This window comes from Streptomyces sp. NPDC016851, from assembly GCF_055562795.1.
Map to the genome: position 1 here is coordinate 172,289 of NZ_JBVHEP010000018.1, position 25,567 is coordinate 197,855.

At 71.6% G+C, this 25,567-nt stretch carries 24 protein-coding genes; 8 read left to right on the forward strand and 16 right to left on the reverse strand.

The window, feature by feature from the left end; translation table 11 throughout:
- Positions 1–28: 28 nt before the first annotated feature.
- The 4 genes from ACZ3I3_RS27080 to ACZ3I3_RS27095 are packed head-to-tail and all read left to right on the forward strand — an operon-like array spanning position 29 to position 3,903.
- Positions 29–1,045: a TauD/TfdA family dioxygenase gene (locus ACZ3I3_RS27080; RefSeq protein WP_467369261.1), complete on the forward strand. Its 1,017-nt coding sequence runs from the start codon at positions 29–31 to the stop codon at positions 1,043–1,045.
- Positions 1,042–2,109 carry a 2,3-diaminopropionate biosynthesis protein SbnB gene (gene sbnB / locus ACZ3I3_RS27085; protein WP_467369262.1) on the forward strand — a complete coding sequence of 356 codons (1,068 nt, stop codon included), beginning with the start codon at positions 1,042–1,044 and terminating at the stop codon, positions 2,107–2,109. The genes ACZ3I3_RS27080 and sbnB overlap by 4 nt, the downstream gene beginning before the upstream one ends.
- A 43-nt stretch (positions 2,110–2,152) precedes the next feature.
- Positions 2,153–3,166: a 2,3-diaminopropionate biosynthesis protein SbnA gene (gene sbnA, locus ACZ3I3_RS27090; protein ID WP_467369264.1), complete on the forward strand. Its 1,014-nt coding sequence runs from the start codon at positions 2,153–2,155 to the stop codon at positions 3,164–3,166.
- Between the two features lie 14 nt (positions 3,167–3,180).
- On the forward strand, positions 3,181–3,903 hold the full coding sequence (locus ACZ3I3_RS27095) for a 4'-phosphopantetheinyl transferase family protein (protein WP_467369265.1): 723 nt from the start codon (positions 3,181–3,183) through the stop codon (positions 3,901–3,903).
- A gap of 23 nt (positions 3,904–3,926) precedes the next feature.
- On the opposite strand, the gene ACZ3I3_RS27100 is transcribed toward ACZ3I3_RS27095, so the two are convergent.
- From ACZ3I3_RS27100 to pepN, 4 genes are all read right to left on the reverse strand, one after another.
- Positions 3,927–4,667: an anti-sigma factor gene (locus ACZ3I3_RS27100; protein ID WP_467369267.1), complete on the reverse strand. Its 741-nt coding sequence runs from the start codon at positions 4,665–4,667 to the stop codon at positions 3,927–3,929.
- Entirely contained in the window at positions 4,664–5,275 is a 612-nt protein-coding gene (gene sigK, locus ACZ3I3_RS27105; protein WP_467369269.1) for an ECF RNA polymerase sigma factor SigK, read from the reverse strand. The genes ACZ3I3_RS27100 and sigK overlap by 4 nt, the downstream gene beginning before the upstream one ends.
- A gap of 294 nt (positions 5,276–5,569) precedes the next feature.
- On the reverse strand, positions 5,570–6,610 hold the full coding sequence (locus ACZ3I3_RS27110) for a hypothetical protein (protein WP_467369271.1): 1,041 nt from the start codon (positions 6,608–6,610) through the stop codon (positions 5,570–5,572).
- A gap of 196 nt (positions 6,611–6,806) precedes the next feature.
- The gene (gene pepN / locus ACZ3I3_RS27115; protein WP_467369272.1) at positions 6,807–9,386 is read right to left on the reverse strand and encodes an aminopeptidase N; all 2,580 of its coding nucleotides are present in this window, start codon (positions 9,384–9,386) and stop codon (positions 6,807–6,809) included.
- A gap of 137 nt (positions 9,387–9,523) precedes the next feature.
- Between pepN and ACZ3I3_RS27120 the strand changes: the two genes are divergently transcribed.
- A complete protein-coding gene (locus tag ACZ3I3_RS27120; RefSeq protein ID WP_467369274.1) occupies positions 9,524–10,162 on the forward strand; it encodes a mycothiol-dependent nitroreductase Rv2466c family protein in 639 nt (212 codons plus the stop codon).
- Positions 10,163–10,165: 3 nt separating this feature from the next.
- Here the strand turns inward: ACZ3I3_RS27120 and ACZ3I3_RS27125 are convergent, their stop codons facing one another.
- From ACZ3I3_RS27125 to ACZ3I3_RS27170, 10 genes are read right to left on the reverse strand one after another with little or no spacing between them, the layout of a single operon-like run.
- Positions 10,166–10,393 carry a hypothetical protein gene (locus tag ACZ3I3_RS27125; protein WP_467369276.1) on the reverse strand — a complete coding sequence of 76 codons (228 nt, stop codon included), beginning with the start codon at positions 10,391–10,393 and terminating at the stop codon, positions 10,166–10,168.
- Positions 10,393–11,427, reverse strand: a complete 1,035-nt coding sequence (locus tag ACZ3I3_RS27130; protein WP_467369278.1) for a glycerophosphodiester phosphodiesterase family protein — start codon at positions 11,425–11,427, stop codon at positions 10,393–10,395. The genes ACZ3I3_RS27125 and ACZ3I3_RS27130 overlap by 1 nt, the downstream gene beginning before the upstream one ends.
- Before the next feature lie 26 nt (positions 11,428–11,453).
- On the reverse strand, positions 11,454–12,878 hold the full coding sequence (locus tag ACZ3I3_RS27135) for an FGGY family carbohydrate kinase (protein WP_467369279.1): 1,425 nt from the start codon (positions 12,876–12,878) through the stop codon (positions 11,454–11,456).
- Positions 12,879–12,896: 18 nt separating this feature from the next.
- Entirely contained in the window at positions 12,897–13,928 is a 1,032-nt protein-coding gene (locus ACZ3I3_RS27140; RefSeq protein WP_467369281.1) for a 2-hydroxyacid dehydrogenase, read from the reverse strand.
- Positions 13,925–15,004 (reverse strand): ABC transporter ATP-binding protein, encoded by a 1,080-nt coding sequence (locus tag ACZ3I3_RS27145; RefSeq protein WP_467369283.1) that lies wholly within the window; start codon positions 15,002–15,004, stop codon positions 13,925–13,927. The genes ACZ3I3_RS27140 and ACZ3I3_RS27145 overlap by 4 nt, the downstream gene beginning before the upstream one ends.
- Positions 14,982–15,803, reverse strand: a complete 822-nt coding sequence (locus tag ACZ3I3_RS27150; RefSeq protein ID WP_467369285.1) for a DeoR/GlpR family DNA-binding transcription regulator — start codon at positions 15,801–15,803, stop codon at positions 14,982–14,984. The genes ACZ3I3_RS27145 and ACZ3I3_RS27150 overlap by 23 nt, the downstream gene beginning before the upstream one ends.
- The gene (locus tag ACZ3I3_RS27155) at positions 15,800–16,888 is read right to left on the reverse strand and encodes an ABC transporter ATP-binding protein (RefSeq protein ID WP_467369287.1); all 1,089 of its coding nucleotides are present in this window, start codon (positions 16,886–16,888) and stop codon (positions 15,800–15,802) included. The genes ACZ3I3_RS27150 and ACZ3I3_RS27155 overlap by 4 nt, the downstream gene beginning before the upstream one ends.
- Entirely contained in the window at positions 16,885–17,709 is an 825-nt protein-coding gene (locus ACZ3I3_RS27160) for a carbohydrate ABC transporter permease (protein ID WP_467369289.1), read from the reverse strand. The genes ACZ3I3_RS27155 and ACZ3I3_RS27160 overlap by 4 nt, the downstream gene beginning before the upstream one ends.
- Entirely contained in the window at positions 17,710–18,585 is an 876-nt protein-coding gene (locus ACZ3I3_RS27165; protein ID WP_467369291.1) for a carbohydrate ABC transporter permease, read from the reverse strand.
- 3 nt (positions 18,586–18,588) lie between these two features.
- Complete coding sequence (locus tag ACZ3I3_RS27170; RefSeq protein WP_467369293.1) at positions 18,589–20,010, reverse strand: ABC transporter substrate-binding protein; 1,422 nt, start codon at positions 20,008–20,010, stop codon at positions 18,589–18,591.
- Between the two features lie 162 nt (positions 20,011–20,172).
- Here ACZ3I3_RS27170 and ACZ3I3_RS27175 point away from each other — a divergent pair, with 162 nt between their 5' ends.
- The 3 genes from ACZ3I3_RS27175 to ACZ3I3_RS27185 are packed head-to-tail and all read left to right on the forward strand — an operon-like array spanning position 20,173 to position 23,099.
- A complete protein-coding gene (locus ACZ3I3_RS27175; protein WP_467369295.1) occupies positions 20,173–21,690 on the forward strand; it encodes an FGGY-family carbohydrate kinase in 1,518 nt (505 codons plus the stop codon).
- Complete coding sequence (locus ACZ3I3_RS27180) at positions 21,687–22,310, forward strand: histidine phosphatase family protein (protein WP_467369297.1); 624 nt, start codon at positions 21,687–21,689, stop codon at positions 22,308–22,310. The genes ACZ3I3_RS27175 and ACZ3I3_RS27180 overlap by 4 nt, the downstream gene beginning before the upstream one ends.
- Before the next feature lie 12 nt (positions 22,311–22,322).
- A complete protein-coding gene (locus ACZ3I3_RS27185) occupies positions 22,323–23,099 on the forward strand; it encodes an SAM-dependent methyltransferase (RefSeq protein WP_467369298.1) in 777 nt (258 codons plus the stop codon).
- A 118-nt stretch (positions 23,100–23,217) separates the two neighbouring features.
- On the opposite strand, the gene ACZ3I3_RS27190 is transcribed toward ACZ3I3_RS27185, so the two are convergent.
- Positions 23,218–23,865, reverse strand: a complete 648-nt coding sequence (locus tag ACZ3I3_RS27190; protein ID WP_467369300.1) for a superoxide dismutase — start codon at positions 23,863–23,865, stop codon at positions 23,218–23,220.
- Between the two features lie 151 nt (positions 23,866–24,016).
- Entirely contained in the window at positions 24,017–25,399 is a 1,383-nt protein-coding gene (locus ACZ3I3_RS27195) for an amino acid permease (RefSeq protein WP_467369302.1), read from the reverse strand.
- Positions 25,400–25,567 lie beyond the last annotated feature (168 nt).

A 25,567-nucleotide genomic window follows, 5' to 3' on the forward strand; every position in this document is an offset into this window, starting at 1 on the left:
GGACCGAGGAGTACGAGAGGAGACCCACATGCTGTCGGCACTCTTCCGCAGGAACAGGGCCACCCCGGCACCGGCTCCGGACGGCCTTCCGGTACTCGACGCCGCAGACACCGGGGACGCCACGGACGCGGCGGCCTGGGCGGCGGGCCGGCGAAACGCACTGCGTGAACTCGTCGCCGAGCGGGGAGCGCTCGTGGTCCGGGGCCTCGGCCTGCGCACCCCGGCCGACGTCGAGTCGGTCCTGCGCCAGGTGGCCGAGCGCCCCCTGACCGAACGCGAGGCGTTCGCCGCCCGCGACCGCCACGCGGACGGCGTCTACTCGTCCTCGGCATGGCCGCCCAACCAGCCCATGTGCATGCACCACGAACTCAGCTACGCCTTCGAGTGCCCCGGCCTGCTGATGTTCGCGTGTCTGGAGCCGCCCGACGAAGGCGGTGCCACGGCGGTGGCCGACGCGACCGAGGTGCTGCACGCGCTGCCCGCCGAACTCGTCGACCGTTTCGCCCGGGAGGGCTGGCTGCTCGACAGGGCCTACAACGAGGGGATCGGCGCGACGCTCGGTCAGTCCTTCGGCACCGACGACCGCGGCGCGGTCGAGGCCTACTGCCGTGCCCACGCGATCGACTGGTCCTGGCAGCCGGACGGTTCGCTGCGCACGCGCCAGCACCGGCCCGCCGTCGTGCGGCACCCGGTCTCCGGCCGGCACTGCTGGTTCAACCAGATCGCGTTCCTGAACGAGTGGACGATGGCGCCCGAGGTCAGAGAGTTCCTGATCGAGGAGTACGGACCGGACGGGCTGCCCTTCAACACCCGTTACGGCAACGGCGATCCGGTGCCCCCGGACGTCGTCGAGCAGATCAACAAGACGTACGAAGCCCACACCGTGCGCCGGCCCTGGCAGCGCGGGGACCTGATGCTCGTGGACAACATCCGCACCGCGCACAGCCGGGAGGCGTACCGGGGGCCGCGGAACATCGTGGTGGCGATGGCCGACCCCGTACGTCCCGGCCATCCCGGACCGCAAACGGGGAGGGAAGCGGCATGACGACCCTGCACACCGCACCGTGGACCGCCCGGACGGACACCCCGGCCGTGCCGTCCTTCGCCGTCGTCCCCGGCAGTCAGGTCAAGGAGGTGCTCCAGGGCCGGGAGAAGACCGTGGTGGAGGTCGTCGAGGCGACCTACCGCCTGCACGGCGCCGGCCGCACGGTCAACCCGCCGTCCTCCTTCCTGCGCTTCCCCGACCGGCCGACGGCACGGATCATCGCCCTGCCCGCCTCGCTCGGCGGCGAGGGCCGGGTGGACGGGCTGAAATGGATCTCCAGCTTCCCCGCCAACGTCGCCTCGGGCATCCCCCGGGCGTCAGCCGTCCTCATCCTCAACGACCCCACCACCGGCTACCCGTTCGCCTGCATCGAGAGCTCGATCATCAGCGCCGCCAGAACCGCGGCGTCCGCCGCGTCGGCCGCCGACCGGCTCAGCAGGGGACGATCCCGCCCCACCCGCCTGGGATTCGTCGGAGCGGGTCTGATCGCCCGCTACATCCACACGTACCTGGAGGGCACCGGCTGGACCTTCGACACCATCGGTGTGCATGATCTGTCCCCCGACAGCGCTGCCGGCTTCCGCACCTACCTGGAGCAGTCCGGGGCCGTCGGACGCGTCACCGTGCACGGCAGCGCCGAGGAGCTGATCCGGCTCAGCGACCTGATCGTCTTCGCCACGGTCGCCGACCGGCCGCACATCACCGAGCCGTCGTGGTTCCGGCACAACCCGGTGGTGCTGCACGTGTCGCTGCGCGACCTCGCGCCGCAGGTGCTGCTCGGCGCCACCAACGTCGTCGACGACATCGACCACTGCCTCAGGGCCGCGACCTCGCCGCACCTCACCGAACGCCTCACCGGCAACCGCGACTTCCTGCTCGGCACACTCGACGACGTGATGGCCGGCCGCGTGACGGTCCCGGCCGACCGTCCGGCGGTCTTCTCGCCGTTCGGCCTCGGCGTGCTGGACCTGGCGGTCGGCTCCTACGTCTACGACGAAGTGGCCCGCTCCGGAGGACTGCAGGTCATCGACCACTTCTTTCACGAACTGAGCCGGCACGGCTGAGGCGGCACCCGTCCGCCGTCGGGCTCTGGACGAGGAGAACATCGTGCCAGTCATATCCGTACCCCAAGCCTTCAACGAGGAGGACCTGTACGTCGACCTCGAGCCGATCACGGGACACCGGCTGTTCCTCAAGTGCGAGGGCTTCAACTTCGCCGGTTCCATCAAGCTGAAGGCCGCGAACGAGATGGTGGAGTCCGCCGAGCGGAGCGGGACCCTCAGGCGGGACTCGATCCTGATCGAGTCCTCCTCCGGCAACCTGGGCGTGGCGTTGAGCATGATCGCTGCGAGCAAGGGCTACCGCTTCGTCTGCGTGACGGACTCCCGGTGCAACCTGGCCACCCGGCTGATGATGGAGGCTTTGGGAAGCCAGGTCCACGTCGTCTCCGACGAGCACGCCGCGGGTGGTCTCCTGGGCGCGCGGCTGGCGCACCTGCGCGATCTGTGCGCCGCGGACGACCGTTACGTGTGGCTGAGTCAGTACACCAACCCCGACAACTGGAGGGCCCACTACTTCAGGACGGCCCCGGCCATCGCCCGCTGGTTCCCGTACCTGGACGTGCTGTTCATCGGTGTCGGCACGACCGGCACGCTGATGGGCTGCGCACGCTGGTTCCGCTCCTGGCACCGGCCGGTGCGGATCGTCGCGGTGGACACTGTCGGCTCCGCCATCTTCGGCGACCCGCCCGGACGGCGGATGATTCCCGGACTGGGCATGAGCCTCAGGCCTCCCCTGCTCGACGAGAGTTACGTCGACGAGGCGGTGCGCGTCGAGGAGGCCGATGCCATCAGTACCTGCCAGAAACTGGCGAGGCGGGGCTTTTTGTTCGGCGGTTCGACCGGCACGGTCGTCAGCGGTGCGACGAGCTGGCTCGCCCGGCACGGAAGGCCGGGCCTCACGCCCGTCGCGATCGCTCCCGACCTCGGTGAGCGCTACCTCGACACGATCTACCAGAGCAACTGGGTGCAGGCCCTGTACGGCGGCGACGCGCTCGCCCCGCCGGTGTCGCACGCCGGTGGAATCCAAGACCCCCGCGCCGTGCGAGCCCCCTCCGACTGAAGGCGGCCGTCGCCGTGTGCCTCCTCCCCGCGAGACCGGTCCCGCGTCCCGAACGGCTCACGCCCGCCGCCTGGACCCGGCTTCCGGAGCCGCCCCGCCCCGGTCGGGCCCGGCTGTGGCTGGCCCGGGTGGAGGACCTCCGCGGCGTCGTGGCCCCGCTCGCGGACGTGGTGCTGGACAGCGGGGAAAGGGCACGGGCCGCGGCATTTCACCGGGCGGCGGACAGGGACGGCTACCGGGTCGCCCACGTGTGCCTGCGCATGCTCCTCGGTGCCTACCTCGGCGTCGAGCCGTCGCAGGTGCCGCTGGTGCGGCGGCCCTGCCCCGTGTGCCGGGCCCCGCACGGCCGCCCCGACGTGCCCGGCGTGCCCCTGTGCTTCTCCGTCTCCCGCACCGCCGGGCTGTGCCTGCTCGCCTTCGCGGACACGGCGGTCGGCGCGGACATCGAGCGGCTGCCCGCCTCCGACGTCGTCTCCGCCCTCACGGCGACGCTGCACCCCCGGGAGGCCGCCGAACTCGCCGCGTGTCCGCCGGACCGGCGCCCGGCCGCCTTCGCCCGTGTGTGGACACGCAAGGAGGCGTATCTGAAGGGGCTCGGCATCGGACTGGGACGCGACCTGCGCTCCGACCATCTCGGCGCCTCCGCGCGCGGGCCCGGCCGGGTGCCGGGCTGGGCGATCGACGACGTGGCGGTGGGGAAAGGGTGTGCGGCCGCCGTCGCGGTGGCCGAGCGGTGATCGTCAACGGGGGACGGTGATCGTCAACGGGGGACGGAGATGAAGCCGACGGGGTCGGTGGTGGGCTGCGTGGAGCCGCCGGCCGGCTCCACGGTGAGACAGACGGCAGTGGCCCCGTCGAGGCGCCCGTCCAGGACATATGCCTCACGTCCGCCCGTGGGGGCCAGCAGTCCGGCCGGCCGGTACCGTCCCGATTCGGCGTACCAGAGTTGGTAGACCCGGTCGCCGGTGAGCTGCGGCAGTCCGGAGGCGATGAACGCGGACCGGCTCTGCGCCCGCGAGGCGACCACACTCGCGGCCCCGCCGCCCGTGAGTTCCTTGCTGCTGATCGTGGCGTCGGGGGCGGCGAGGACATCGGCGAGTCGCCGGTACTCGGCACGGTCCTGCGCGTGCTGCTCGCGTGCGGTGTCGGCCTCGGAGCTCTGCCACCAGGCGACGCCTCCGAGAGCCACGGCCGCCGCCACGGCCGCCGCCAGCGCCGGCTTGAGACTCCACCGGCGGCGCCGCCGCCGGGATCCGCCTGGGACGGACCTGTCCTGACGCACGGTGGCGATCTGGTCGAGCACGCGGCGGCGCAGGTCCGCGGAGGGTGTGCTCGTCTCGGCCTCCGCCAGCCGAACGGCCGCACTCGACAGCTGATCGACCTCCAGACGGCAGGGGCCGCACACGGCCAGGTGCTTCTCGAAGTCGGTCTCCTCACCGGTCGGCAGCGCGTGCAACACGTACGCTCCGACTGCGAGGTGGGGGTCGTCGGTGAGGTTCACGAAGCGGCCTCCATGCAGTCGTGCAGGCGCCGCAGCCCCTGGCGCATCCGCGACTTGATGGTTCCCGCCGGCGTCGAGAGCGCCTCGGCGACCTCCGCGTACGTCAACCCCTGGTAGTAGGCCAGCACCAGCGGCAGCCTCAGCTCGCGGGCCAGCTGGGTCAGGCAGCGGAAGACCGCGCGGTGCTCCTCCCGCACCTCGACCTCTTCGGTGACGACGTCGAAGGACCGTTCCTGTTCCATGACCGCGGCGCGCAGCTCGCGGGCGCGGCCCGCGGTGACGGACCGTACCCGGTCCACCGCGCGGCGGTGCGCGAGGGTGAGCACCCAGTTCCGGGCGGCTCCGCGCGCCGGCTGGAACCGGTCGGCGGTCCGCCACACCTCCACCATCACGTCCTGGGTCACCTCCTCCGCCTGGGCCTTGTCCCCCACCACACGGCAGGCCAGTCCCAGCACCGTGTGTGCCAGGGCGTCGTACAGCTCGGCGAAGGCCTGTTCGTCGCCGTCGGCGGCGCGGACGAGCAACTGGTCGAGCCCGGGGTCGTCCGCCGACCCTCGTCGCCGCCCTTGCCTGTCACCTGCCCTCCGAGCTCCGGCTCCTCGGTCCATCGCGCCTCCTCGCCTCAGCTCGACACTGGCCCTCTTCCGCGAGCGGCGCATCCGGTCCGAAGCCATCCGTCTGACGGATTCACCTGCCTGCCGCAACAGACGGCGGACCTCGCGCCGGGCGGGGCGGGGCGAGGCGGTGCGTAGTCCCTCACTCTTTGTTCGAAGCTGCCGCCGCGACAGATCATGATCAGCCGCCGCCGGAGTGCGAGGAGGGACCGCCGGAGTGCGAGGAGGGGACGCCGGCGACTCCGGCGGCCCCTCCTCTCCCCTCCTGGCCCTGCCCCCGGTCCGTCACTACCGGGGCAGCACCACGACATACGCGGCCGGCTCGCGGTCGGCCGAGGCCATCAGGGCCGTGCGGACCACCGTCGCCTGCTGTTCCACAGAGTCGCGGAGCTTCCTGGGCGTGATGTGGACGACCGTGATGCCGAGGCGCTCCAGGTGCTCGCGCTTGCGGGCGTACTCGGACCACAGGGCGTCGTCGTCCTGCCGGGGCGCCCGCGTGTCCAGCTCCAGCGCCACCGCCTGGTCGGGCCAGTACGCGTCCAGACCCCCGAGGTAGGGGCCGCCGGGCAGACGCAGGTCCACGTTCCAGACCGGGTCGGGCAGGCCGTACTCGCGCACCATCCGGTACAGGCGGTCCTCCGCGATCGCCCGGCCCTCGGCCAGCAGGGACTCCACCGCGTCCACCACGTGCGGACGGCTCAGCAGCCGCGCCTGGTTCAGCTCCCGCACCACCGCCGCCGGCTCGCAGTGGGCGCCGCGCACCGCCTCCGTCATCAGCCGGCGCACGGTTCCGGCGTCCCGCAGGCCGGCCACCGCGTCGGCCAGCGCGCGGGCGACCGGGGCCACGGGCAGGCCCGTGACCTGCTCGGGGGCGGGCAGCGCGGCGCCGCGGACGATGCGCGCACAGCCCGTCGAGCGCAGCCGACGCAGCCGAGGGACCAGCACGTCGATCGCGTCCAGGGACGGCAGCGGGGGAGTGGAGGAGAAGCCGTGCAGCGTCAGGGCGGCCAGGCCGGTGATCATCGCCTCCGGGTAGGCGGGGGCGTGCCCCTGGCCCGCGCCGGGCTGGGCGGGGACGCCCGTGCCGCGCTCCCGCGCCGCGTACATCAGCACCGCGTGCAGCCGCTCCTCGCTGGTCGGCGGGCCCGGGTGGAGCAGGACTACGCCCGGGAGGAGCTGCTGCCAGGGTCCGCCGGGGCGGCACTGCTCGTTCGTCGCGGACGTCGTCACGCCGTGCGAGCGGAGCTGCGCGACCGTCATCACACGGAGCCGGCCGCGGCCGGACAGGTCGTGCAGAGGGCGCGGGGAGAGCGGGGTGTTGTGGGTCATGACCCGCAATTTCCCTTGCTCGGACGGCTCTTTAACCGCTGTTACAGGCCCGTCGACAAATACGGACAACCCAGCACTAAAGGACGGATGTTCGGATGCCGAAAGCCCCTGGTCCGTTCGGGTGCGGACCAGGGGTTACGGCTCTTGGGGCACGCATCTCGTAACGATGGCGGAACGCCCCGATCTCAGGCCAAAGCTACTGGCCAGAGGCCTCGTCGCACTCCTGCGCGCGCAGCGCCCGCGCCAGGTCGTCCCGGGCCTCCAGCACCAGCCGGCGCAGCGCCGGGGCCGCCTCCCGGTGGCCTTCCAGCCACGCGTCCGTGGCGTCGAGGGTCTCCGGGGACTGCTGGAGCGAGGGGAACATGCCCTGCACTACGTGCATCCCGATCTGGATCGACCGCTCGGCCCAGACCCGCTCGATCGCCGCGAAGTACTTCGGCGCGTACGGCGCGAGCAACTCCCGCTGCGAGCCCTGGGAGAAGCCCGCGATGGTCGCCTCGACCATGGCGTTGGACAGCGCGTCCGACTCCACGACCTGCGCCCACGCCTGTGCCTTGACGGCCGCCGACGGGCGGGCCGCCAGGCAGCGCACCTGGTGGCGCTTGCCGGACGCCGTGTCGTCCCGGGCCAGCTCCTCGGCCAGCGCCTTCTCGTCCACCACCCCGTGCGCGGCCAGCGGCTCCAGGAAGACCCACCGCAGCTCCTGGTCCAGGTCGAGGCCCTCGACCGACGCCGTGCCCGCCAGCAGGTCGCCCAGCAGCTCGAAGTCGGCGTCGGCGGTGGCCGTCCGGGCGAAGAAACGCGCCCACGCCAGCTGGTGCTCGCTGCCGGACTCGGCCGCGTACAGCTCGCGCCGCGCGCCCTCGGCGAGGAGGCGGGCGGTCGTCTCCCGCCGGGCGGGCGCCGCGTAGTGCGTGACCGCCGACTCGGCCCACGCGTGCAGCATCTGCACCACGCCGATCTCGGACTCGCCTCCCGCGAACCGCAGCACCAGGTCCACGAAGTCCCCCGCCGGGAGCAGCGCGTCCCTGGTCATGTTCCACAGCGCCGACCAGCACAGGGCGCGCGCCAGCGGGTCGGTCACCGACCCCAGGTGCTCGCGCAGCGTCGCCAGCGAGGTCTCGTCGAAGCGGATCTTGCAGTACGTCAGGTCGTCGTCGTTGACCAGGACCAGGTCGGGCGCCTCGGCGCCGGTCAGTTCCGCCACGACCGTGCGCGGGCCGTCGACGTCCACCTGGGCGCGCGCGTACCGCTCGACCGCCCCGCCGTCCGTCGCCCGGTACAGGCCCACCGCCACCCGGTGCGGGCGCAGTTCCGGATGCGACTCGGCCGCCTCCTGCACCACCGCGAGCTCCTCCACGCGGCCCTGCGGGTTGAGCAGCAGCTGCGGGGTCAGCGCGTTCACCCCGGCCGTCTGGAGCCAGGACCGCGCCCAGGCACTCATGTCCCGGCCGCTGGTCTCCTCCAGCACCGACAGCAGGTCACCGAGGCGCGTGTTGCCGTACGCGTGCCGCTTGAAGTAGCGCCGGGCGCCCTCCAGGAACGCGTCCTGGCCGACGTACGCCACGAGCTGCTTCAGCACCGACGCGCCCTTGGCGTACGTGATGCCGTCGAAGTTCAGCTTGGCGTCCTGCAGGTCGCGGATGTCCGCCGTGATCGGGTGCGTGGAGGGCAGCTGGTCGGCCCGGTAGGCCCACGACTTGCGGCGGTTGGCGAAGGTGACCCAGCCGTTGACGAAGCGGGTGGCGCCGACCAGCGAGAACTCGCCCATGAAGTCCGCGAACGACTCCTTCAGCCACAGGTCGTCCCACCACTCCATGGTGACCAGGTCGCCGAACCACATGTGCGCCATCTCGTGCAGGATGACGTTGGCCCGGCCCTCGTAGGACGCCTGTGTCACCTTGCCCCGGAAGATGAACTCCTCCCGGAACGTCACCAGACCCGGGTTCTCCATCGCGCCCAGGTTGTACTCGGGCACGAACGCCTGGTCGTACTTCCCGAACGGGTACGGGTAGTCGAAGTGGTCGTGGAAGAAGTCCAGGCCCTGCTTGGTGACCAGGAAGACGTCGTCGGCGTCGAAGTAGGGAGCGAGACCCTTGCGGCACAGGGCGCCGAGGGGGATCTCCAGCGTCGTGCCGTCGGCGAACGTACGGGAGTAGCTGTCCGTCACGTAGTGGTAGGGGCCCGCCACCACACATGTGATGTACGTCGAGATCGGCTTGGTCTCGGCGAACCGCCACACGCCGTCGGCCTGTTCGCCCACGCCGTTGCTCCACACCGTCCAGCCCTCCGGCGCCCGCACCTCGAAGCGGAACGGGGCCTTGAGGTCGGGCTGCTCGAAGTTCGCGAAGACCCGGCGGGAGTCGGCCGGCTCGTACTGCGTGTACAGGTACACCTCGCCGTCCTCGGGGTCGACGAAGCGGTGCAGGCCCTCGCCGGTGCGGGAGTAGGCGCACTGCGCGTCGACCACCAGCTCGTTGTCGGCGGCCAGGTCCTCCAGCGTGATCCGCGAGCCGTCGAAGACCTCACCGGGGTCCAGATCCCGGCCGTTGAGTGAGACGGCCGTCACACTCGGGGCGATCAGATCGGCGAAGCTGCTCGCGCCGGGCTCGTTGCAGCGGAACCGGACGGTCGTCACGGACCGGAACGTGCGGGGCCCGTCGGTGTCGTCCGCGCCGACCGCGGACCGCAGGTCGAGGGACACCTCGTACCCGTCGACGCCGATCAGGGCGGCCCGCTCACGGGCCTCGTCGCGGGACAGATTCTCACCGGGCACGGGCGGAACTCCTCAAGCGTCGTCGGATACGGCTGAACAGCGACGATCCTGCCACGTACCCCTGACGCGAGGCAGCCGGGAATGACCGGAGCAAGCCTTGACGTTGCCGGAGAAACGGTTTCCTCATGAGGAGAGACATGTCGGACAAGACTCCCGTCGACTTCTGGTTCGACCCGCTGTGCCCCTGGGCGTGGATGACCTCCCGCTGGGTGCTGGAGGTGGAGAAGGTCAGGGACATCGAGGTCCGCTGGCATGTCATGAGCCTCGCCGTGCTCAACGAGGACAAGCTCGACGAGCTGCCCGAGGAGTACCGCGAGCTGCTCGAGACCAAGGCGTGGGGTCCCGTCCGGATCGTCATAGCGGCACAGCAGGAGCACGGCGCCGAGGTGCTGGGCGACCTCTACACCGCGCTCGGCACCCGCATCCACAACCAGGGCGGGGGCCCCGGCAAGGAGACGGTCGCCGCCGCCCTGAAGGACGTCGGCCTGCCCGAGTCCCTCATGGACCACTGGGACGGCACCCGGTACGAGCCCGAGCTGCGCGCCTCCCACAAGGAGGGCATCGACAAGGTCGGCCAGGAGGTCGGCACCCCGGTCATCGCCGTGCCCGGCGCGGACGGCGAGCAGCTCGCCTTCTTCGGCCCGGTCGTCACCCCGGCCCCCAAGGGCGAGGAGGCCGCCCGCCTCTGGGACGGCACCCTCGCCGTGGCCTCGGTGCCGGGCTTCTACGAGATCAAGCGCACGCGCACGAAGGGCCCGGACTTCTCCAACCTGTAGGGCTCACCCGGCGGGAGCGGCCTCTTCCCTGAACCGCTCGGGGAGGAGGCCGCCGCCGTCCGTGTGCAGATACGGCTGGTACCAGAGGCAGCCCTTCACGGTGCACCGCCAGAGGTTGTCCACGTAGTGGCGCGGATCCTTCCTCTCCTCACGGACCGCCGCCCGCTCCTCCTCGTTGAGCTTCCGGAAGTCCTGCATGGTGCCGCAGGTCCGGCACGCCCTGCGAATCATCAGCCCCTCCTCGCCATCACCGCCAAGTCCGGGAAGTCGGTTACGACCGCATCGACCCCCATGCGGTAGTACAGCGCGTATTCCGCGAACGCGTCCCCGAAATCGCTGCTTCCGGTGCCGCGCCGGAACTCCGACGGCAGGAACTGGTTCTCCGCCCGGAAGGTGTACGGCCCCACACGCAGGCCCGCCGCGTGCGCGTCCGCGAGGAGCGACGTGCCGACGAGCGACGACTTGTCCGGCCCGATCCAGTCCGCGTACCGCGCGATCTCCGCCAGCCCGTCCGGGGTCATCATGTCCCGGTAGCTCGTCGTGGGCAGGTCGTACGGCCCGCCCGTCGTCCCCAGCGCCTGCCACAGCGGCACCCCCAGGCCTGTCATACGCCGCAGGCTCGTCGGCTCGAAGGACTGCACGACGCACTCGCGCGGGCCGAGCCGGGCCCGGCGGATCGCGGACGCCAGCTTCGGCTCCAGCGGCAGGCCGATGGACCGGAAGTACGTCGGGTGCTTGGTCTCCGGGAAGACGGCGATCGTCCGGCCGTGCGCCCTCGACAGCTTCCGCGCCAGAGCGACGACCTCCTGGAAGGTCATGACCTCCTCGCGCCCGTCGAAGACCGTGTTGCGGTTGCGGACCTGCGGCAGCCGCTCCACCGCCCGCAGCGTCTTCAGCTCGGCGAGGGTGAAGTCCTCCGTGAACCATCCGGTCACGGACCGGCCGTCGACCGTCTTCGTCGTGCGCCGGCCGGCGAACTCCGGGCGGCGGGCCACGTCGGTGGTCTGGGAGATCTCGTTCTCGTGCCGGACCACCAGCACATGGTCCTTCGTCGGCACCAGGTCCGGTTCGATCCAGTCGGCGCCCGTCTGCACGGCGTACGTGTACGAGGCGGCCGTGTGCTCGGGGCGCCAGCCGGCCGCGCCGCGGTGGCCGATGACCACCGGGCCGCTCCCACGGGGTGCGGCCGCCGCCGGGGTGGCCGTGGCGGCTGTGGCTGTTCCCGCGGCCGCCGCGAGCAGCAGAGATCTCCGTCCGAGCCGCATGCGACTCCCTTTCCCGGTAGGTGGATTCATGTGCGTGCCCGGGCCCGCGCCTGCGCGAGCCGGACCAGGTGCTCCTCGTAGCCCTTGCTGTAGGACGCGGCCCGTGCCGGGTCCGGCTCGACGACCTCCGTCGGCCGGGTCCACACCCGCGCGTCCAGCGGCACCCCGTACCGCTCGGCCGCCGCGAGGACCGCGCCCCGCGCGCCCACCTCGCCCTCGACGACCCGCAGCGGCCGCCCGAGCACGTCGGCGAGCAGCCGCATCCAGGCGGGGCTGCGGGTGCCGCCGCCGCAGACGGCCAGATTCCCCTCGAGGCCCGCCGCCTCCAGGCAGTGCCGGGCCGCGTAGCCGATGCCCTCGCAGGTGGCGCGGACCAGGTCGCCCCGGGTCGACTCCAGGGAGACACCGGTGAGTTCGGCACGCAGCCGGGGCTCGACGAAGGGCGCCCGCTCCCCGGAGGGCGCGAAGTACGGCAGCACGCGGACGCCGTTCGCGCCCGGCGGGGTCTGCGCCAGCAGGCCGTCCACCTCGTCGTGCCGCACGCCCGTCGTCGACAGCACCCAGTCCAGGGCCGCCGTGCCGACCATCGCGGGCATGGCACGCAGCCAGTGGCCGGGCCGGTCGGTGGAGATGTACAGGCCCGCCGGTTCGCCCGTCAGGTCCAGCTCGGTCGTGGCGACCAGACTGGCCAGACAGGTCCCGACGATCAGCAGACCGTCCCCGGGGGCCGTCACCCCGGCGCCCAGCGCACAGGCAGGCAGATCGTACGGGCCGTTCGCGATCCGCGTGCCGGACGGCAGGCCCTCGCCCCGCGCCTCGGCCGTGGCGACCGGGTCGCTCACCGGGGCGAGCAACCCGCGGCGGTGCGTGAGACCCAGCAGCTCCACGACCCGGTTGTCGTACGTCCGGGTGCGCGGGTCCAGGAACGGCATCGACGCGTCCGACACATCCGTCGCCGGACCCGCCCCCGTCAGCCGCTGGAACACCATGTCCTTGCAGTACACGGCGGCCTTCGCGGCATCCAGCGCCTTCGGTTCGTTGCTGTCCAGCCAGGCCAGCAGCGGCCCCGGACAACCCGGGAACATCGCGCTGCCGGTCCGCCGGAACACCGTCTCGAACGTACCGTCGGCCAGCCACCGGTCGACCAGTTCGTGCGCCCGCCCGTCCATCCAGGAGGCCGCCGCCCGCACGGGCCGCCCCTCCCCGTCGACCAGCCACACCCCGTCGCCCTGCCCGGTGAGCCCGGCCAGCTCCACCGGCCCCGGGACCCGCCCGGTGAGCTCGTCGAGCACGGCGACGACCGCCCCGTACACCTCGTCCATGTCCTGCTCGACGAACCCGCCGTGCAGTGTCAGGTCCACCGGGCGGGACGACACGGCCAGTTCCCGGCCCGTGTCGTCGAAGGCCGCCGCCTTGACCATGGACGTGCCCACATCGATACCGACGTACATGCGGCTCTCCTCCAGGTCTCAGGTCAGGCAGTGGGCGAGGGGCTCTCCACGGACCCAGCGGCCCACTTCCTCGGCGGCGATCCGCGCGGCCTTCTCCGCGACCGCACGCGAGGCGCCGCCCAGGTGAGGGGTGAGCACCACACGTTCGGAGAGTCCCAGCAGCCGGGACTCCGCCGGCAGCGGCTCCCGCTCGTACGTGTCGAGCGCCGCCGCCGACACCTGCCCGCTCTCCAGCGCGTCGCACAGCGCGCCCTCGTCCAGCAGCGGGCCCCGGGCCACGTTCACCACCACCGCGCCCGACGGCAGCAGCCCCAGCTCCCGGGCGCCGATCAGCCCCCGGGTCTCGGGGGTGAGCCGGGCGTGCAGGGTGATCACCTGGGAGCGGCGCAGGAGTTCGTCCAGCGAGGTAACGCGCAGTCCGTGGATCTCGCCGTGCACATACGGGTCGTACACCATCACCCGTGCCCCGAACGCGCACAGCACGCGGGCCACCCGGCTGCCGACGGCGCCGTACCCGACGAGCCCGACGGGCAGGTCCTCCAGCTCCAGGCCGCTCTGCTCGTACGTGTAGTACGTCGCGCCCTCCCAACTGCCCTGCCGGGCCAGCGGATCATGGGCCTGGGGGATGCGGCGCAGGGCGGCCAGCATCATGCCGACGGTGAACTCGGCGGTGGCGGCGGCGTTGCGGCCGGGCGCGAAGCACACCCGCACGTCACGCCGCTTGGCCGCGTCCAGGTTGACGTTGACCGGGCCGCCCCGGCAGACCACGACCAGCCTCAGATCCGGGCAGGCGGCGAGCACCTTCTCGGTGACCGGCCCCATCTGCGTGACCAGCACCTGCGCCCCGGCCAGCGCCTCGATCATCTCGTCCTCGGCGTCACTGGCCTCCTGCACCTCGGCGACCGGCCCGAACGGCTCCAGCGGCCAGCCGAGCCTCAGTTCCGTCACCCGGGCCCGCTCCACCTCGTGCTCCACCGCCCGTGTGATCAGCGACGGCAGGACGAAGTGGTCACCGGCGGCCACCACACGCACGCTGTTCCCGGCAGTCATCGCAGAGTTTCTCCTGTCTCGGCGTCGAAGACGTGGGTGTGCCGGAGGTCGGCGGCGACGCGGACCCGCTCGTCGTGGGCGAGCCGCACCTCGGGGTCGGTGAGGACGACCAGGTGCCGTTCGACCCCGTCGAGGGCGAGGGTCGCCAGGCCCGACTCCAGCAGGGGTTCGTGGGCGACGACCCGGGCGGGCAGGCCCTCTTCGGCGGTGAGCCGGACGTCCTCCGGGCGGATCCCGACCACCACCTCCCGGCCCTTTTCCACCGGCACGGGCAGCGCGATCCGCACCGAGTCGGAGAGGCGGGCGTGGCCGTCGCCGCCGGCGATACCGGGCAGCAGGGTGATCGCGGGCTCGCCGACGAAGTCCGCCACGAACACGCTGGCCGGGCTGTCGTAGATCTCGTAGGGGGTGCCGAGCTGCTGGATGACGCCGTCCTTCATCACGGCGATCCGGTCGGCGAGGGAGAGGGCCTCCTCCTGGTCGTGGGTGACCAGGATCGTGGTGTGGCCCAGATCCTTCTGGATGCGCTTGAGTTCGCGGCGCGTGGTGTCCCGCTGGGCCGCGTCCAGATGGGAGAGCGGCTCGTCGAGCAGCAGCACGTCCGGTTCGCGGATCAGGGCCCGGGCCAGCGACACGCGCTGCTTCTGGCCGCTGGACAGGCCGGCCGGGCGGGCGTCGAGGAGATCGGTCAGACCGACCCGCTCGGCGATCTCCTTCACCGTGCGGTCGACATCCCCACGACCCTTACGGCCCCGGGCCTTCAAACCGAACGCCAGGTTCTCCGCGACCGACAGCGGCGGATACAGCGCGTAGTTCTCGAACGCGACCCCGATGTTGCGCTGCTGCGCGGGCCGGTCGACCACCGACGCCCCGCCGACCAGGATGTCCCCGCCGGTCACCGACTCCAACCCGGCGATCATCCGCAGCGTCGTCGACTTGCCGCAGCCCGACGGGCCGAGCAGCCCCAGCAGCTCCCCGGAACGCAGCGCGAGGTCGAGACCGCGCACCGCGTCCACGCCCGGACGACCCCGGGCCCGGTAGGTCTTGCGCAGATCACGTAGCTCCAGCTCGGTCATCGCTGCCCTTCGTCGCACAGACCTCGTAACGGACCTTGTGCTCGTCCAGGTCCCGCAGCGCCTCCGCCGACGCCCCGTCGTCCACCAGGAGCAGGTCGAAACGGGACAGCGGGACGACCCGGTGCAGGGCGACCCGGCCGAGCTTGGTGTGGTCGATCAGCAGGACGTTGCGTGCCGCCGCGTCGAGCATCGCCCGCTTCACGGACACGATGTGCTGCTCCTGGTGGTAGGCGTAACCCCGGTGCACGGCCGACGTCGACGCGAAGCACAGGTCCACCCGGAGCTGCTCGACCGCCTCCACGCAGGACACCCCGAGGAACGAGGAGTGCAGCGGGTCGTAGTCGCCGCCGAGCGCCATCAGGTGGATGCCGCGCTGGTCGGCCAGCAGGTTGATCGCCTCCAGGAAGTTGGTGACGACCGTCAGCGGCGTGACCTCGCCCGAGCGCAGACGCCGGGCTATCTCCAGGGTGGAGGTGGAGTCGTCCAGCAGGATCGCCATGCCGGGCTCCACCATCCGCAGCGCGTGCTCGGCGACGGCGGCCTTCTCGGCCCGCATGGTCTTCAGCCGGTACTGCACGTTCGACTCGAAGACGCCCGACGGCTGCGCGGTCACCCCGCCCCGGAACTTGCGGACGATGCCCTGCCGTTCGAGCTCGTCGAGGTCCCGGTGGATGGTCATCAGGCTCACCCCGAACCGCTCGGCGAGCTCCGCCGCCGTCGCCGATCCGTCTGCCAGCACCCGCTCGGCCATGGCCGCCTGCCGCGCCGCCGGTCCCTGCTGTCCACCACTGCTGCTCATCGCTGTGTCTCTATCCGTCGTCCCGGTCGCTCCGGCCGGTCGGCCTCGAACAGCAGCAGGTTCTCAGGCCGGACCGCGAGCCGTACCGGATCGTCCGGACGAAGGCGCGCCGCGTCCGCCCGGGGCGCCACCAGCGACACCCGCTGCTCCCCGGTCCCGAGCCGGACGGTGACCTCGACGGACCGGCCGAGCACCTCGGTGACGTACACGGTCCCGGCGAGCTCGTGCCCCTCGCCGTGCAGGGCGATGTCCCGGGGCCGCAGCCCGACCAGGACCTCGGTGCCGGGCGTGGCCTGCGCCCGGACCGGCAGTTCGACCCCGCCGTCCGACCGCACCCCGCTCTCCGTCACCACCCCCGGCAGCAGATTGATCCGGGGCCGCCCGAAGGCCCGCGCGACCTCCGTGTCGTGGGGCCGGTACCAGATCTCCTCCCGCGTGCCCGTCTGCACGATCCGCCCCTGCCGGATCACCCCGATCCGGTCGCCGAGTGCCAGCGCCTCGACCGAGTCGTGGGTGACGTACAGGGTGGTGGTGTGCTGCACGGCCCCGATCGCCTTCAGCTCGGCCCGCATCTGCTGGCGCAGCTTGGCGTCGAGGTGGGAGAGCGGCTCGTCGAGGAGGAAGGCCCGGGCGGGGCGGACCAGCACCCGGCCGAGTGCGACACGCTGCCGCTGCCCGTTGGACAACCGGCCCACGGGCCGGTCCAGCAGCCCCGAGATGCCCAGCAGTTCGGCGATCGCGCCGATCCGCTGCCGGGCCTCGGCGGCGGGCAGCCGATGCCGGGGCGAGCGCAGGGGGGAGGCCAGGTTGTCGTAGGCCGAGCGGTGCGGGTAGAGGGCGTAGCTCTCGAAGCACATCGCCACCCCCCGGTCGTACGGCTCCACTCCCCGCATGTCCTCGCCGTCGAGCACGACCGTGCCGGAGTCGGGCTGTTCGAGCCCGGCGACGGTCTTCAACGTCGTGGTCTTGCCCGCGCCCGACGGGCCCAGCAGGCAGAAGAACTCGCCCTCCCGCACCTCCAGTTCGAGCGCGTCGAGCGCGACGGTCTTCCCGTACGTCTTCCGGATCCCGCTCAGCCTGATCACGACTTCACCGCCCCGAACGACAGTCCTCGCACCAGATACCGCTGGATCGTCAGCGCCAGCAGCAGCGGCGGCACGACGGACACCAGCGCGGCCGCGGCTGTCAGGTTGTACTTGGGCCGGTCGCCGCCGAGGAAGGACAGCGCGCCCACGGTCACCGTCTGGGCCTCGTTGGAGGTGAGGATCAGCGGGAAGACGAAGTTGTTCCAGGCGAAGATGAAGGCCAGCAGCGACACGGCCGCGATACCGGGCTTGACCAGGGGCAGGGCCACCTTGAAGAACGCCTGTTTGCGGGTGTAGCCGTCCAGCAGGGCCGCTTGTTCCAGCTCCGGCGTCAGGTCGGCGAAGTACGACCGCATGATCCACACGATCAGCGGCAGCGTGACCAGTTGCAGCACCCACACCATGCCGACGTACGTGTCGAACAGCCCGAGCTTCTGGTACAGCACGAACAGCGGGATGATCACGGTCAGTTCGGGCGCGAAACGGAACGACAGCAGCGTGAACATCAGGTTCTCGGAGCCCTTGAACCGCCACCGCGCCGAGGCGTACGCGGCCGGCAGCCCGACCACCAGCGACAGCACCACCGCGCCGACCGACACCACCAGGCTGTTGACGAAGAACCGCACGAACGGGATGCCCTCGCTGTCGCCGAGAACCGTCCGGTAACCGTCGAGGGTGGGGGAGAAGGAGAAGTAGGTGGAGAAGAGCTGGTTCGCCGGCTTCAGCGACAGGATCACCATCCAGGCGATCGGGAACAGCGCGAAGACGAAGTAGAGGACGAGGGCGGCGTCCGCGAGCCACCCCAGCGCACGCTTCTTCACTCAGGTCACCTCCGCGGCCCGGCGCTGGATCTTCCCCAGGTGCTTCACCAGCACCATCGCGGCCAGGTACACCACGGCCCACAGCACGATCGTGTAGCTGATCCCGAAGGAGTAGCGCTGGAAGCGGATGGCTTCCAGATACGCCCGGATCTGGAGGACGACGGTCGAGTCACCGGGCCCGCCCTCGGTGAGGGCGTAGATGATGTCGAACACCTTCAGCGAGTCCATGAACCGGAAGATCACCGCCACCAGCACGTACGGCCACAGCATCGGCAGCGTCAGCCGCCGGAACGTGTACCACCACCCCGCGCCGTCCACGGCCGCCGCCTCGAACGGGGAGGTGGGCAGCGACCGCAGACCAGCGAGGGCGAGGATCGCCACGAACGGCGTGTAGACCCACACGTCCACGGCGATCGACGACAGGAGGGCGCCCGTCGGGGTGTCGGTCCACTGCACCCCGCCGAGACCGAAGGGCCTCAGCAGGTAGTTGACGACCCCCACGGACGGCTGGAGCATCAGCTTCCAGATGATCGCCGCGATCACCGGGGCGATCATCAGCGGCAGGATCAGGACCTTCTCCAGCACCCGGCCCACCAGCGTCGAGCGGTGCAGCAGCAGGGCGACGGCCACCCCGAGCACGGTCTCGGTGAGGGCCGCCCCGACCGCGTACAGCACCGTCACCCACGCCGAGTTCCAGAACGCCTCCTGGGTGAAGACGGCTCTGTAGTTCTCGAACCCCACCATGTCCGGCTGCGGTTTGCTCGCCGAGAAGTCGAAGAGCGTGTAGTACAGGCCGAGCCCGAAGGGGTAGAGGATCCCGCAGGTCAGCAGCAGTGCGGGGACGATCAGGAGGTACGGGCGCAGCGCCGGCCGCATCGGCTAACGCACCTTGTCGGCGAGGTCGTCCGCCAGCCCGTCCAGGACGGACTTCGCGTCCTCGCCGCCGTAGATCTCCTGGAGGGCGGCGGCCCAGCTGGTCGTCGCGTCGAAGAACTGCGCCTGCGGGGTGAACTGGATCCTCGTCTGGTCGACGACCGTCTCGAAGGTCTCCAGGAAGCCCGGCAGATGCCGCATCTTGTCCTTGTACGCGGCGTCGTCGGCGACCGACTTGCGCACCGGGTCGATGTGGTTGTGCGTGATCGCGCTCTTGCGCAGGTGCTCCTTGCCGGTCGCCCACTGCAGGAACAGCCAACTGGCGCTCTTCTTCTTGCTCTTGGCGTTCATGCCGAGCGACCAGATCCACATGTTGGTGGCCAGGGAGCCGTCGGGCCCCTTCGGGCCGGGGTGGAAGGCGATCTTCCCGGAGGCGGGGCTGGCCCCCTTCACGGCCTGGAAGTAGGCGGCCGTGTCGGCGTCGAACAGCATCCCGGCCTTCTTCGCGCCCAGGTCGCTGGAGCACTGGTACCAGGTGTACGACGTCCAGGACGGCGGCCCGCCCCGCTTGACCATGCGCGCCCAGTCCTCGGTGAAGGCGACGGCCTCGGAGCTGTTCATGGCGGGGGTGAGCTTCCCACCGTCGACCGTGAAGTCCTTCAGCCCGTTGCGGGCGTACATCGTCATGAAGCCGGGGTGGATGGTGGCCCAGCTCCTGGACCCGCGTACGGCGATCCCGTACATCCCGTCGAAGCCCGCGCCCGGCGCCCGCTGCTTGATGGTGCCGGCGAGTTCGGTCAGTTCCTCGAAGGTCTCGGCCGGCTTCAGGCCCAGCTTCCCGAACACCTCCGTGTTGTAGGCGACGACGTTCGTCTCCCAGCCCCACGGCAGCGCGTACTGCCCGCCCTGGCCGAGCGGCGCGCCCGCTTTCAGCGACCACTGGTCGGCCTGGAGCAGGTTCGGGAAGAAGTCCGCCTGGTCCCACTCGGCGCCCGTCGCCGAGGAGTTGCGCATCCAGGGCCCGAGGTCCTCCAGCCAGTTCGGCGGACCGTACTGCCACACCATGTACGCGCCGAGCATGAAAACGTCGTAGGAGGCACGCCCGCTGGACAGGTCCACGGTGAGCTTGTCGAAGTAGTTGTCCTCCGGGAAGACGTCGTACTCGACCTTGATGCCGGTCTTCGCGGTGAAGGACTTCAGGTCGGCGATCAACGCGTCGGTGTACGGGTGCTTGTTGAGCAGCGCCTTGACGGTGGTGCCCTTCTCCCGCTTCCAGTCGAAGGAGCCGGTGACGTCGTCCGCGGCGGACCCGTCGCTCTTGCTGTCGTCGCCGCCGAAACCGGCGCCGCAGGCCGTGAGCAGCGGGGCCGCGGCAGCCCCGGCGGCGAGCGCGAGGAAGCGCCGCCGGTCGTGCACGTGCGTGTCCATCCGTACCTCCACGTGGGGGCTGGGGCTGGTTAACACGTCGAGTCGACTCGTTAACAGAGGGTGGAACGGCTGAAGTTGGGCGTCAATCCCTCGCGCACGGGAAAATATCGGGGCACAGTGAGAAGTTCACAGATCCGGCTGCGACGTCGTGGGAGGTCCCGGATGGCGGACGAGGGTGCGGGCTGGCTCGGCATCGACCTGGGCACACAGAGCGTCCGCGTGCTGCTCGTCACCGCCGCCGGCAGGGTCCTCGGCAGCGGCTCGGCACCGCTGACCGGGCGGCGGGACGGGGTGCGGCACGAGCAGGACCCGGAGCAGTGGTGGTCGGCGCTGTGCACGGCCTCCCGGGCGGCGCTCGGCTCCGCGCCCGGCGTGCCGGTCGGCGGCCTCGCGGTGTGCGGCACGTCCGGCACGGTCCTGCTCACGGACGGCTCGGGCCGCCCGGTGAGCCCCGCGCTGATGTACGACGACGGCCGCGCGGCGGCCGAGGCGGCGCGGGCCCGGGAGGCGGGGCTCGCGGTCCAGGACACCTGGGCGCTGCCGAAGGCGCTGTGGCTGCTGGGGGAGTACGGCGGCGGCGCGAGGGGCGGCCGGGCGGCCGGCGCCGGCGCACGGACACCCGCCCCGCGGCTCCGCCTCGCCCACCAGCCCGACCTGGTCATCACCCGCCTCACCGGAGAACCGCCCCCGGCGGACTCCAGCCACGCCCTCAAAACCGGCTACGACCTGCACACGGAGGCCTGGCCGGAGGCCGCCCTGGCGCACCTCGGCGTCCCCGACCGCCTGTTGCCCGACGTCGTACGCCCGGGCACCCGCCTCGGCGAGGTCGGCCCGGACGCCGCCGACGCCACCGGCATCCCCGCCGGCACCCCGGTGCTCGCCGGAATGACGGACGGCTGCGCGGCCCAGATCGCCTCGGGCGCGCTGCGCCCCGGCTCCTGGAACTCGGTGCTCGGCACGACCCTCGTCCTGAAGGGAGCTGCCCGCGACCTGGTCCGGGACCCCACGGGAGTGGTCTACAACCACCGCGCCCCCGACGGCACCTGGCTGCCCGGCGGGGCGTCCAGCGTCGGCGCCGGGGCGCTCACGGCGCACTTCCCGGACGCCGACCCCGCCACGATGGACGAGCGGGCGGCGGCGTTCGAGCCGTCCCGCGCGGTCGCCTACCCGCTGGTCTCGCCGGGGGAGCGGTTCCCGTTCCGCGCGCCGGACGCGACCGCCCTGGTCCTGGGCGAACCCGAGGGCGAGGCCGGTCTGTGGGCCGCGCTGCTCCAGGGCGTCGGCTTCGCCGAACGCCTCTGCCTCGACTACCTGCACCACCTCGGCGCCCCGCTCGACGGCCCGCTCACCTTCACCGGCGGCGGCGCGCGCAGCCGCTACTGGAACCAGCTGCGCGCCGACATCCTGGCCCGCCCCGCCCGCGTCCCCGAGCAGACCGAACCGGCCCTGGGCATGGCCGCGCTGGCCGCGTACGGGGCGTCGGGGACGGGCGCGCTCGCGGACGTCGCCGAGCGCATGGTCCGCGTCCGAACCGTCCTGGAACCCCGCCCCGAGCGCACGGCGGCCTTCGCCGAGCCGTACGCCCGTCTCGTCCACGCCCTGCGGGAGCGCGGCTGGCTGCCCGCCCCCGTAGCGGAACACGCCCTGACCCGTCTGCACCCGGACACTGGGGAGTCATGACCACCACGCTCCTGCTGGCCCGCCATGGACAGACCATCTGGCACGCCGAGAACCGGTACGCCGGCGTCAGCGACATCGGCCTCACCGACACCGGCCGCGCCCAGGCCGAGGCCCTCGGCCGCTGGGCCGCCGCCCACCCCGTCGACGCGATCTGGACGTCCCCGCTCTCCCGGGCCGCCGCCACCGCCGAACCCGCCTGCCGGGCCCTGGGCCTGGTCCCGCGGCGCGAACCCGGCCTCGCCGAATGCGACTTCGGAGTCGTGGAGGGCCGTACGCTCGCCGAGTTCGAGGCCGAGAACCCCGACCGGGCCGCCGCCTTCCGCGCCGACCCCGTCGCCCACCCCTTCCCCGGCGCCGAGGACCCGACGGCGGCAGCGGCCCGCGGGGCAGCGGCCCTGCGTCGCATCACCGCCGCCCACCCCGGCGGGCGCGTCCTCGTCGTCGCCCACAACACCCTGCTGCGCCTGGTCCTGTGCACCCTGCTGTCGATCCCGGCCGGCGAGTACCGCAGGGTGTTCCCGCGCCTGCGGAACGCGGCGATCAGCGAACTGCGCATGAACCCCGACGGTTCCGCCGCACTCCTCTCACTCAATGTGCCGTGCGAGGCGGACGTGCCGTAGCACTATGAGCCCATGACGCAGATCGACACCTCGGTGCCGCACTCGGCCCGGATCTGGAACTACTGGCTGGGCGGCAAGGACAACTACCCGGTGGACGAGGCGGCCGGTGATGCCTACACCGCCGTGTTCCCGGGCATCGTCACCATCGCCCGCGGCAGCCGCGCCTTCCTCGGCCGCAGCGTCCGCCACCTCGTCCAGGAGGCCGGTGTACGCCAGTTCCTCGACGTCGGCACCGGCCTGCCGACCGTCGACAACACCCACGAGGTGGCCCAGAGCCTCGCCCCCGAGTCGCGGATCGTCTACGTCGACAACGACCCGCTGGTCCTCGCCCACGCCCGCGCCCTGCTCACCTCCACCCCCGAGGGCGCGACGGCGTACGAGCCCATCAGCCTCTTCGAGCCCGAGCGCATCATCGAGGCGGCCGGCAAGACGCTCGACCTCGCCCGCCCCACGGCCCTGATCCTCAGCGGCATCCTGGGCCACGTGGCCGACTACGACGAGGCCCGCGACCTCGTCCGCCGCCTCCTGTCCGGTCTGCCCTCCGGCAGCTACCTCTCCCTCAACGAGGGATCGCGCGGCACCGACCCGGCCTACGAGCAGGCCCAGGACGCCTACAACGAGACCGGCGCGGTCCCGTACCACCTGCGGCCGGTCGAGCAGATCGAGGCTTTCTTCGATGGCCTGGAGCTGGTGGAACCGGGCGTGGTCTCGGTACCGCTGTGGCACCCCGAGCCGGGCGCCCCCACGGAGCCGATCGGCCAGCACGGCGGCCTGGGCCGCAAGCCGTAGCGCACGCACGGAAAGCCCCCGCGAGTCACGTCCTCGCGGGGGCTTCCTTCTTCCGCCTGCCGGTCGTGAAGGGTGAGAAGACGATCACGAGGCAGGACGACTCGGCGGCACGCGGCCGTCAGGGCGCCAGCAGCAGCACGTCCGCGCGGGACCTGGCGGCCTCGTACCGCCGCGCCACGTCCTGCCAGTTGACGACCTGCCACATGGCCTCGATGAAGTCGACCTTCTGGTTGCGGTACTGGAGGTAGAAGGCGTGCTCCCAGGCGTCGAAGACGAGGATCGGGGTCGAGCCCTGGCCGACGTTGCCCTGGTGGTCGTAGACCTGCTCCACGATCAGCCGCCCGCTCAGCGGCTCGTAGGCCAGCACGCCCCAGCCCGAGCCCTGCGTGGTCGCCGACGCCTTGGACAACTGCGCCTTGAAGTTCGCGAACGACCCGAACGACTCGGCGATCGCGTCCGCGAGCTCACCCACACCGTCCTGCGCGAGCGGCTCACCGCCGCCGTCCTTCGGTCCGGTCATGTTCTGCCAGTAGATGCTGTGCAGGATGTGCCCGGACAGGTGGAAGGCCAGGTTCTTCTCCAGCCCGTTGACCGCCCCCCACGTCCCCTTGTCCCGCGCCTCCGCAAGCTGCTCCAGCGTGTCGTTGGCGCCTTTCACATAGGCCGCGTGGTGCTTGTCGTGGTGCAGCTCGATGATCTCCGGGCTGATCACGGGGGCGAGCGCGGAGTAGTCGTAGGGCAGGTCGGGCAACGCGTAGACGGGCATGGGCGGGATCCCCTCCGGGCTTCTTATTGCAATAGTCTTGCAACTGCACGCTAACAGCAAGAGGGCGGTGCCGGGTGCCTGGGGCACACAAAAAGGCCCCCGCGTGTCTCGCGGAGGCCTTTCGCCGTGGGACGGGGACGCCAGGGGGTTCCTACTGCCGGGCGCGCGCCTTCTGCCACGCGTACCCGACGGCCGCCAGGGCCAGCGTCATCCCGCCCGTCGAGTACAGCTGCACCCGTGTGTCGGGCTGGCGGGCCATCAGGACGAAGACGGCGGCCATACCGGCCAGCGCGACCCACGTCAGCCACGGGAACGCCCACATCCGCACGACCAGCTTCTGAGGCGTCTCCCGCTCCAGGCGCCGCCGCAGCCGCAGTTGCGAGACGGCGATGAAGATCCAGACGACCAGGATCACCGCGCCGATCATGTTCAGCAGCCAGGAGAAGACGTCGTCCGGCCGCCAGTAGCTCAGCAGCACGCACAGGAACCCGAAGACGGAGGAGGCCAGCACGGCGATCCGTGGGACCCCGCCCGAGACCCGGCCCAGCGCCTTCGGGCCCTGGCCGCGCTCCACCAGCGAGTAGGCGATGCGGGAAGCGCCGTAGATGTTGGCGTTCATGGCGGACAGCAGCGCCACCAGCACGACGACGTTCATCAGCTGGCCGGCGCCCGGGATGCCGAGCTCGTCGAGGGCGGCCACGTACGGGCCCTTCTCGACGACCTCCTTGGAGTCCCACGGCACCAGCGTGACGATGACCGCCATCGAGCCGACGTAGAACAGCGCGATCCGCCACATCGCCGTACGGACCGCGCTCGCCACGCCCTTGACGGGGTTCTCCGACTCGGCCGCCGCGATGGTGACCGTCTCCAGCCCGCCGTAGGCGAAGACCGAGGCGAGCAGACCGATGACCAGGCCCTCACCGCCGTTGGGGAGGAAGTCGGTGAGGTGCGAGGCGCCGGGGGAGTCCGTGCCGGGCAGGATCCCGAGGATCGCCAGGACGCCGAGCGCCAGGAACAGGGTGATCGCGCCGACCTTCAGGGCCGCGAACCAGAACTCGAACTCGCCGAAGTTCTTCACGGCCGCGAGGTTCGTGCCGCAGAACACGACCATGAACAGCGCCACCCACGCCCACTCCGGCGTGCCCGGCAGCCAGCCGCTCACGATCTGCGCGGCACCGATGCCCTCCAGGCCGACGGCCGTGCACAGCAGTACCCAGAACGCCCATCCGGCGGTGAACCCGGCCCAGGGGCCGATCGCCCGCTCCGCGTGCGCCGAGAACGAACCCGACGACGGATACGCGGCCGACATCTCGCCGAGCATCCGCATCACCAGCATCACGAGGAGGCCGGAGAGGGCGTAGGCGACCACGATCGACGGACCGGCGGCGGCGATGCCCGCACCGGAACCGACGAACAGTCCGGCGCCGATCACTCCGCCGAGGGCGATCATCGACAGGTGGCGCTGTTTCAGGCCATGGGAGAGGGAGACGTCGTCCGTGCTGGGCTGCGTCTCCGTGGTGGTGCTGCTGGGCATGGGCGCGGATCGTCCAATGCGTGAGAGGCGTGAGAGGGCAAAAACGCCGCCAGTCTGGGCGGTCCACCCGGCCGACGGGGAGGGCTGTCCATCATGCGGACACCCGGAGCGCGCACTGTGAGTGTCCGTAACCGGAGGGTTGACACCCGTCCAGAAGGCGATTTGGCG

Excerpts from the sequence above, each read along its gene's own strand:
- ACZ3I3_RS27110 (WP_467369271.1), bottom strand. The coding sequence starts at position 6,610 with ATGACCCACAACACCCCGCTCTCCCCGCGCCCTCTGCACGACCTGTCC.
- ACZ3I3_RS27135 (WP_467369279.1), bottom strand. The coding sequence starts at position 12,878 with ATGTACGTCGGTATCGATGTGGGCACGTCCATGGTCAAGGCGGCGGCC.
- ACZ3I3_RS27195 (WP_467369302.1), bottom strand. The coding sequence starts at position 25,399 with ATGCCCAGCAGCACCACCACGGAGACGCAGCCCAGCACGGACGACGTC.
- ACZ3I3_RS27120 (WP_467369274.1), top strand. The coding sequence starts at position 9,524 with ATGTCGGACAAGACTCCCGTCGACTTCTGGTTCGACCCGCTGTGCCCC.
- ACZ3I3_RS27185 (WP_467369298.1), top strand. The coding sequence starts at position 22,323 with ATGACGCAGATCGACACCTCGGTGCCGCACTCGGCCCGGATCTGGAAC.
- ACZ3I3_RS27125 (WP_467369276.1), bottom strand. The coding sequence starts at position 10,393 with ATGATTCGCAGGGCGTGCCGGACCTGCGGCACCATGCAGGACTTCCGG.
- ACZ3I3_RS27150 (WP_467369285.1), bottom strand. The coding sequence starts at position 15,803 with ATGAGCAGCAGTGGTGGACAGCAGGGACCGGCGGCGCGGCAGGCGGCC.
- ACZ3I3_RS27145 (WP_467369283.1), bottom strand. The coding sequence starts at position 15,004 with ATGACCGAGCTGGAGCTACGTGATCTGCGCAAGACCTACCGGGCCCGG.
- ACZ3I3_RS27170 (WP_467369293.1), bottom strand. The coding sequence starts at position 20,010 with ATGGACACGCACGTGCACGACCGGCGGCGCTTCCTCGCGCTCGCCGCC.
- ACZ3I3_RS27175 (WP_467369295.1), top strand. The coding sequence starts at position 20,173 with ATGGCGGACGAGGGTGCGGGCTGGCTCGGCATCGACCTGGGCACACAG.
- ACZ3I3_RS27140 (WP_467369281.1), bottom strand. The coding sequence starts at position 13,928 with ATGACTGCCGGGAACAGCGTGCGTGTGGTGGCCGCCGGTGACCACTTC.
- sbnB (WP_467369262.1), top strand. The coding sequence starts at position 1,042 with ATGACGACCCTGCACACCGCACCGTGGACCGCCCGGACGGACACCCCG.
- ACZ3I3_RS27165 (WP_467369291.1), bottom strand. The coding sequence starts at position 18,585 with ATGCGGCCGGCGCTGCGCCCGTACCTCCTGATCGTCCCCGCACTGCTG.
- sigK (WP_467369269.1), bottom strand. The coding sequence starts at position 5,275 with ATGGACCGAGGAGCCGGAGCTCGGAGGGCAGGTGACAGGCAAGGGCGG.
- ACZ3I3_RS27080 (WP_467369261.1), top strand. The coding sequence starts at position 29 with ATGCTGTCGGCACTCTTCCGCAGGAACAGGGCCACCCCGGCACCGGCT.
- ACZ3I3_RS27190 (WP_467369300.1), bottom strand. The coding sequence starts at position 23,865 with ATGCCCGTCTACGCGTTGCCCGACCTGCCCTACGACTACTCCGCGCTC.
- ACZ3I3_RS27180 (WP_467369297.1), top strand. The coding sequence starts at position 21,687 with ATGACCACCACGCTCCTGCTGGCCCGCCATGGACAGACCATCTGGCAC.
- ACZ3I3_RS27130 (WP_467369278.1), bottom strand. The coding sequence starts at position 11,427 with ATGCGGCTCGGACGGAGATCTCTGCTGCTCGCGGCGGCCGCGGGAACA.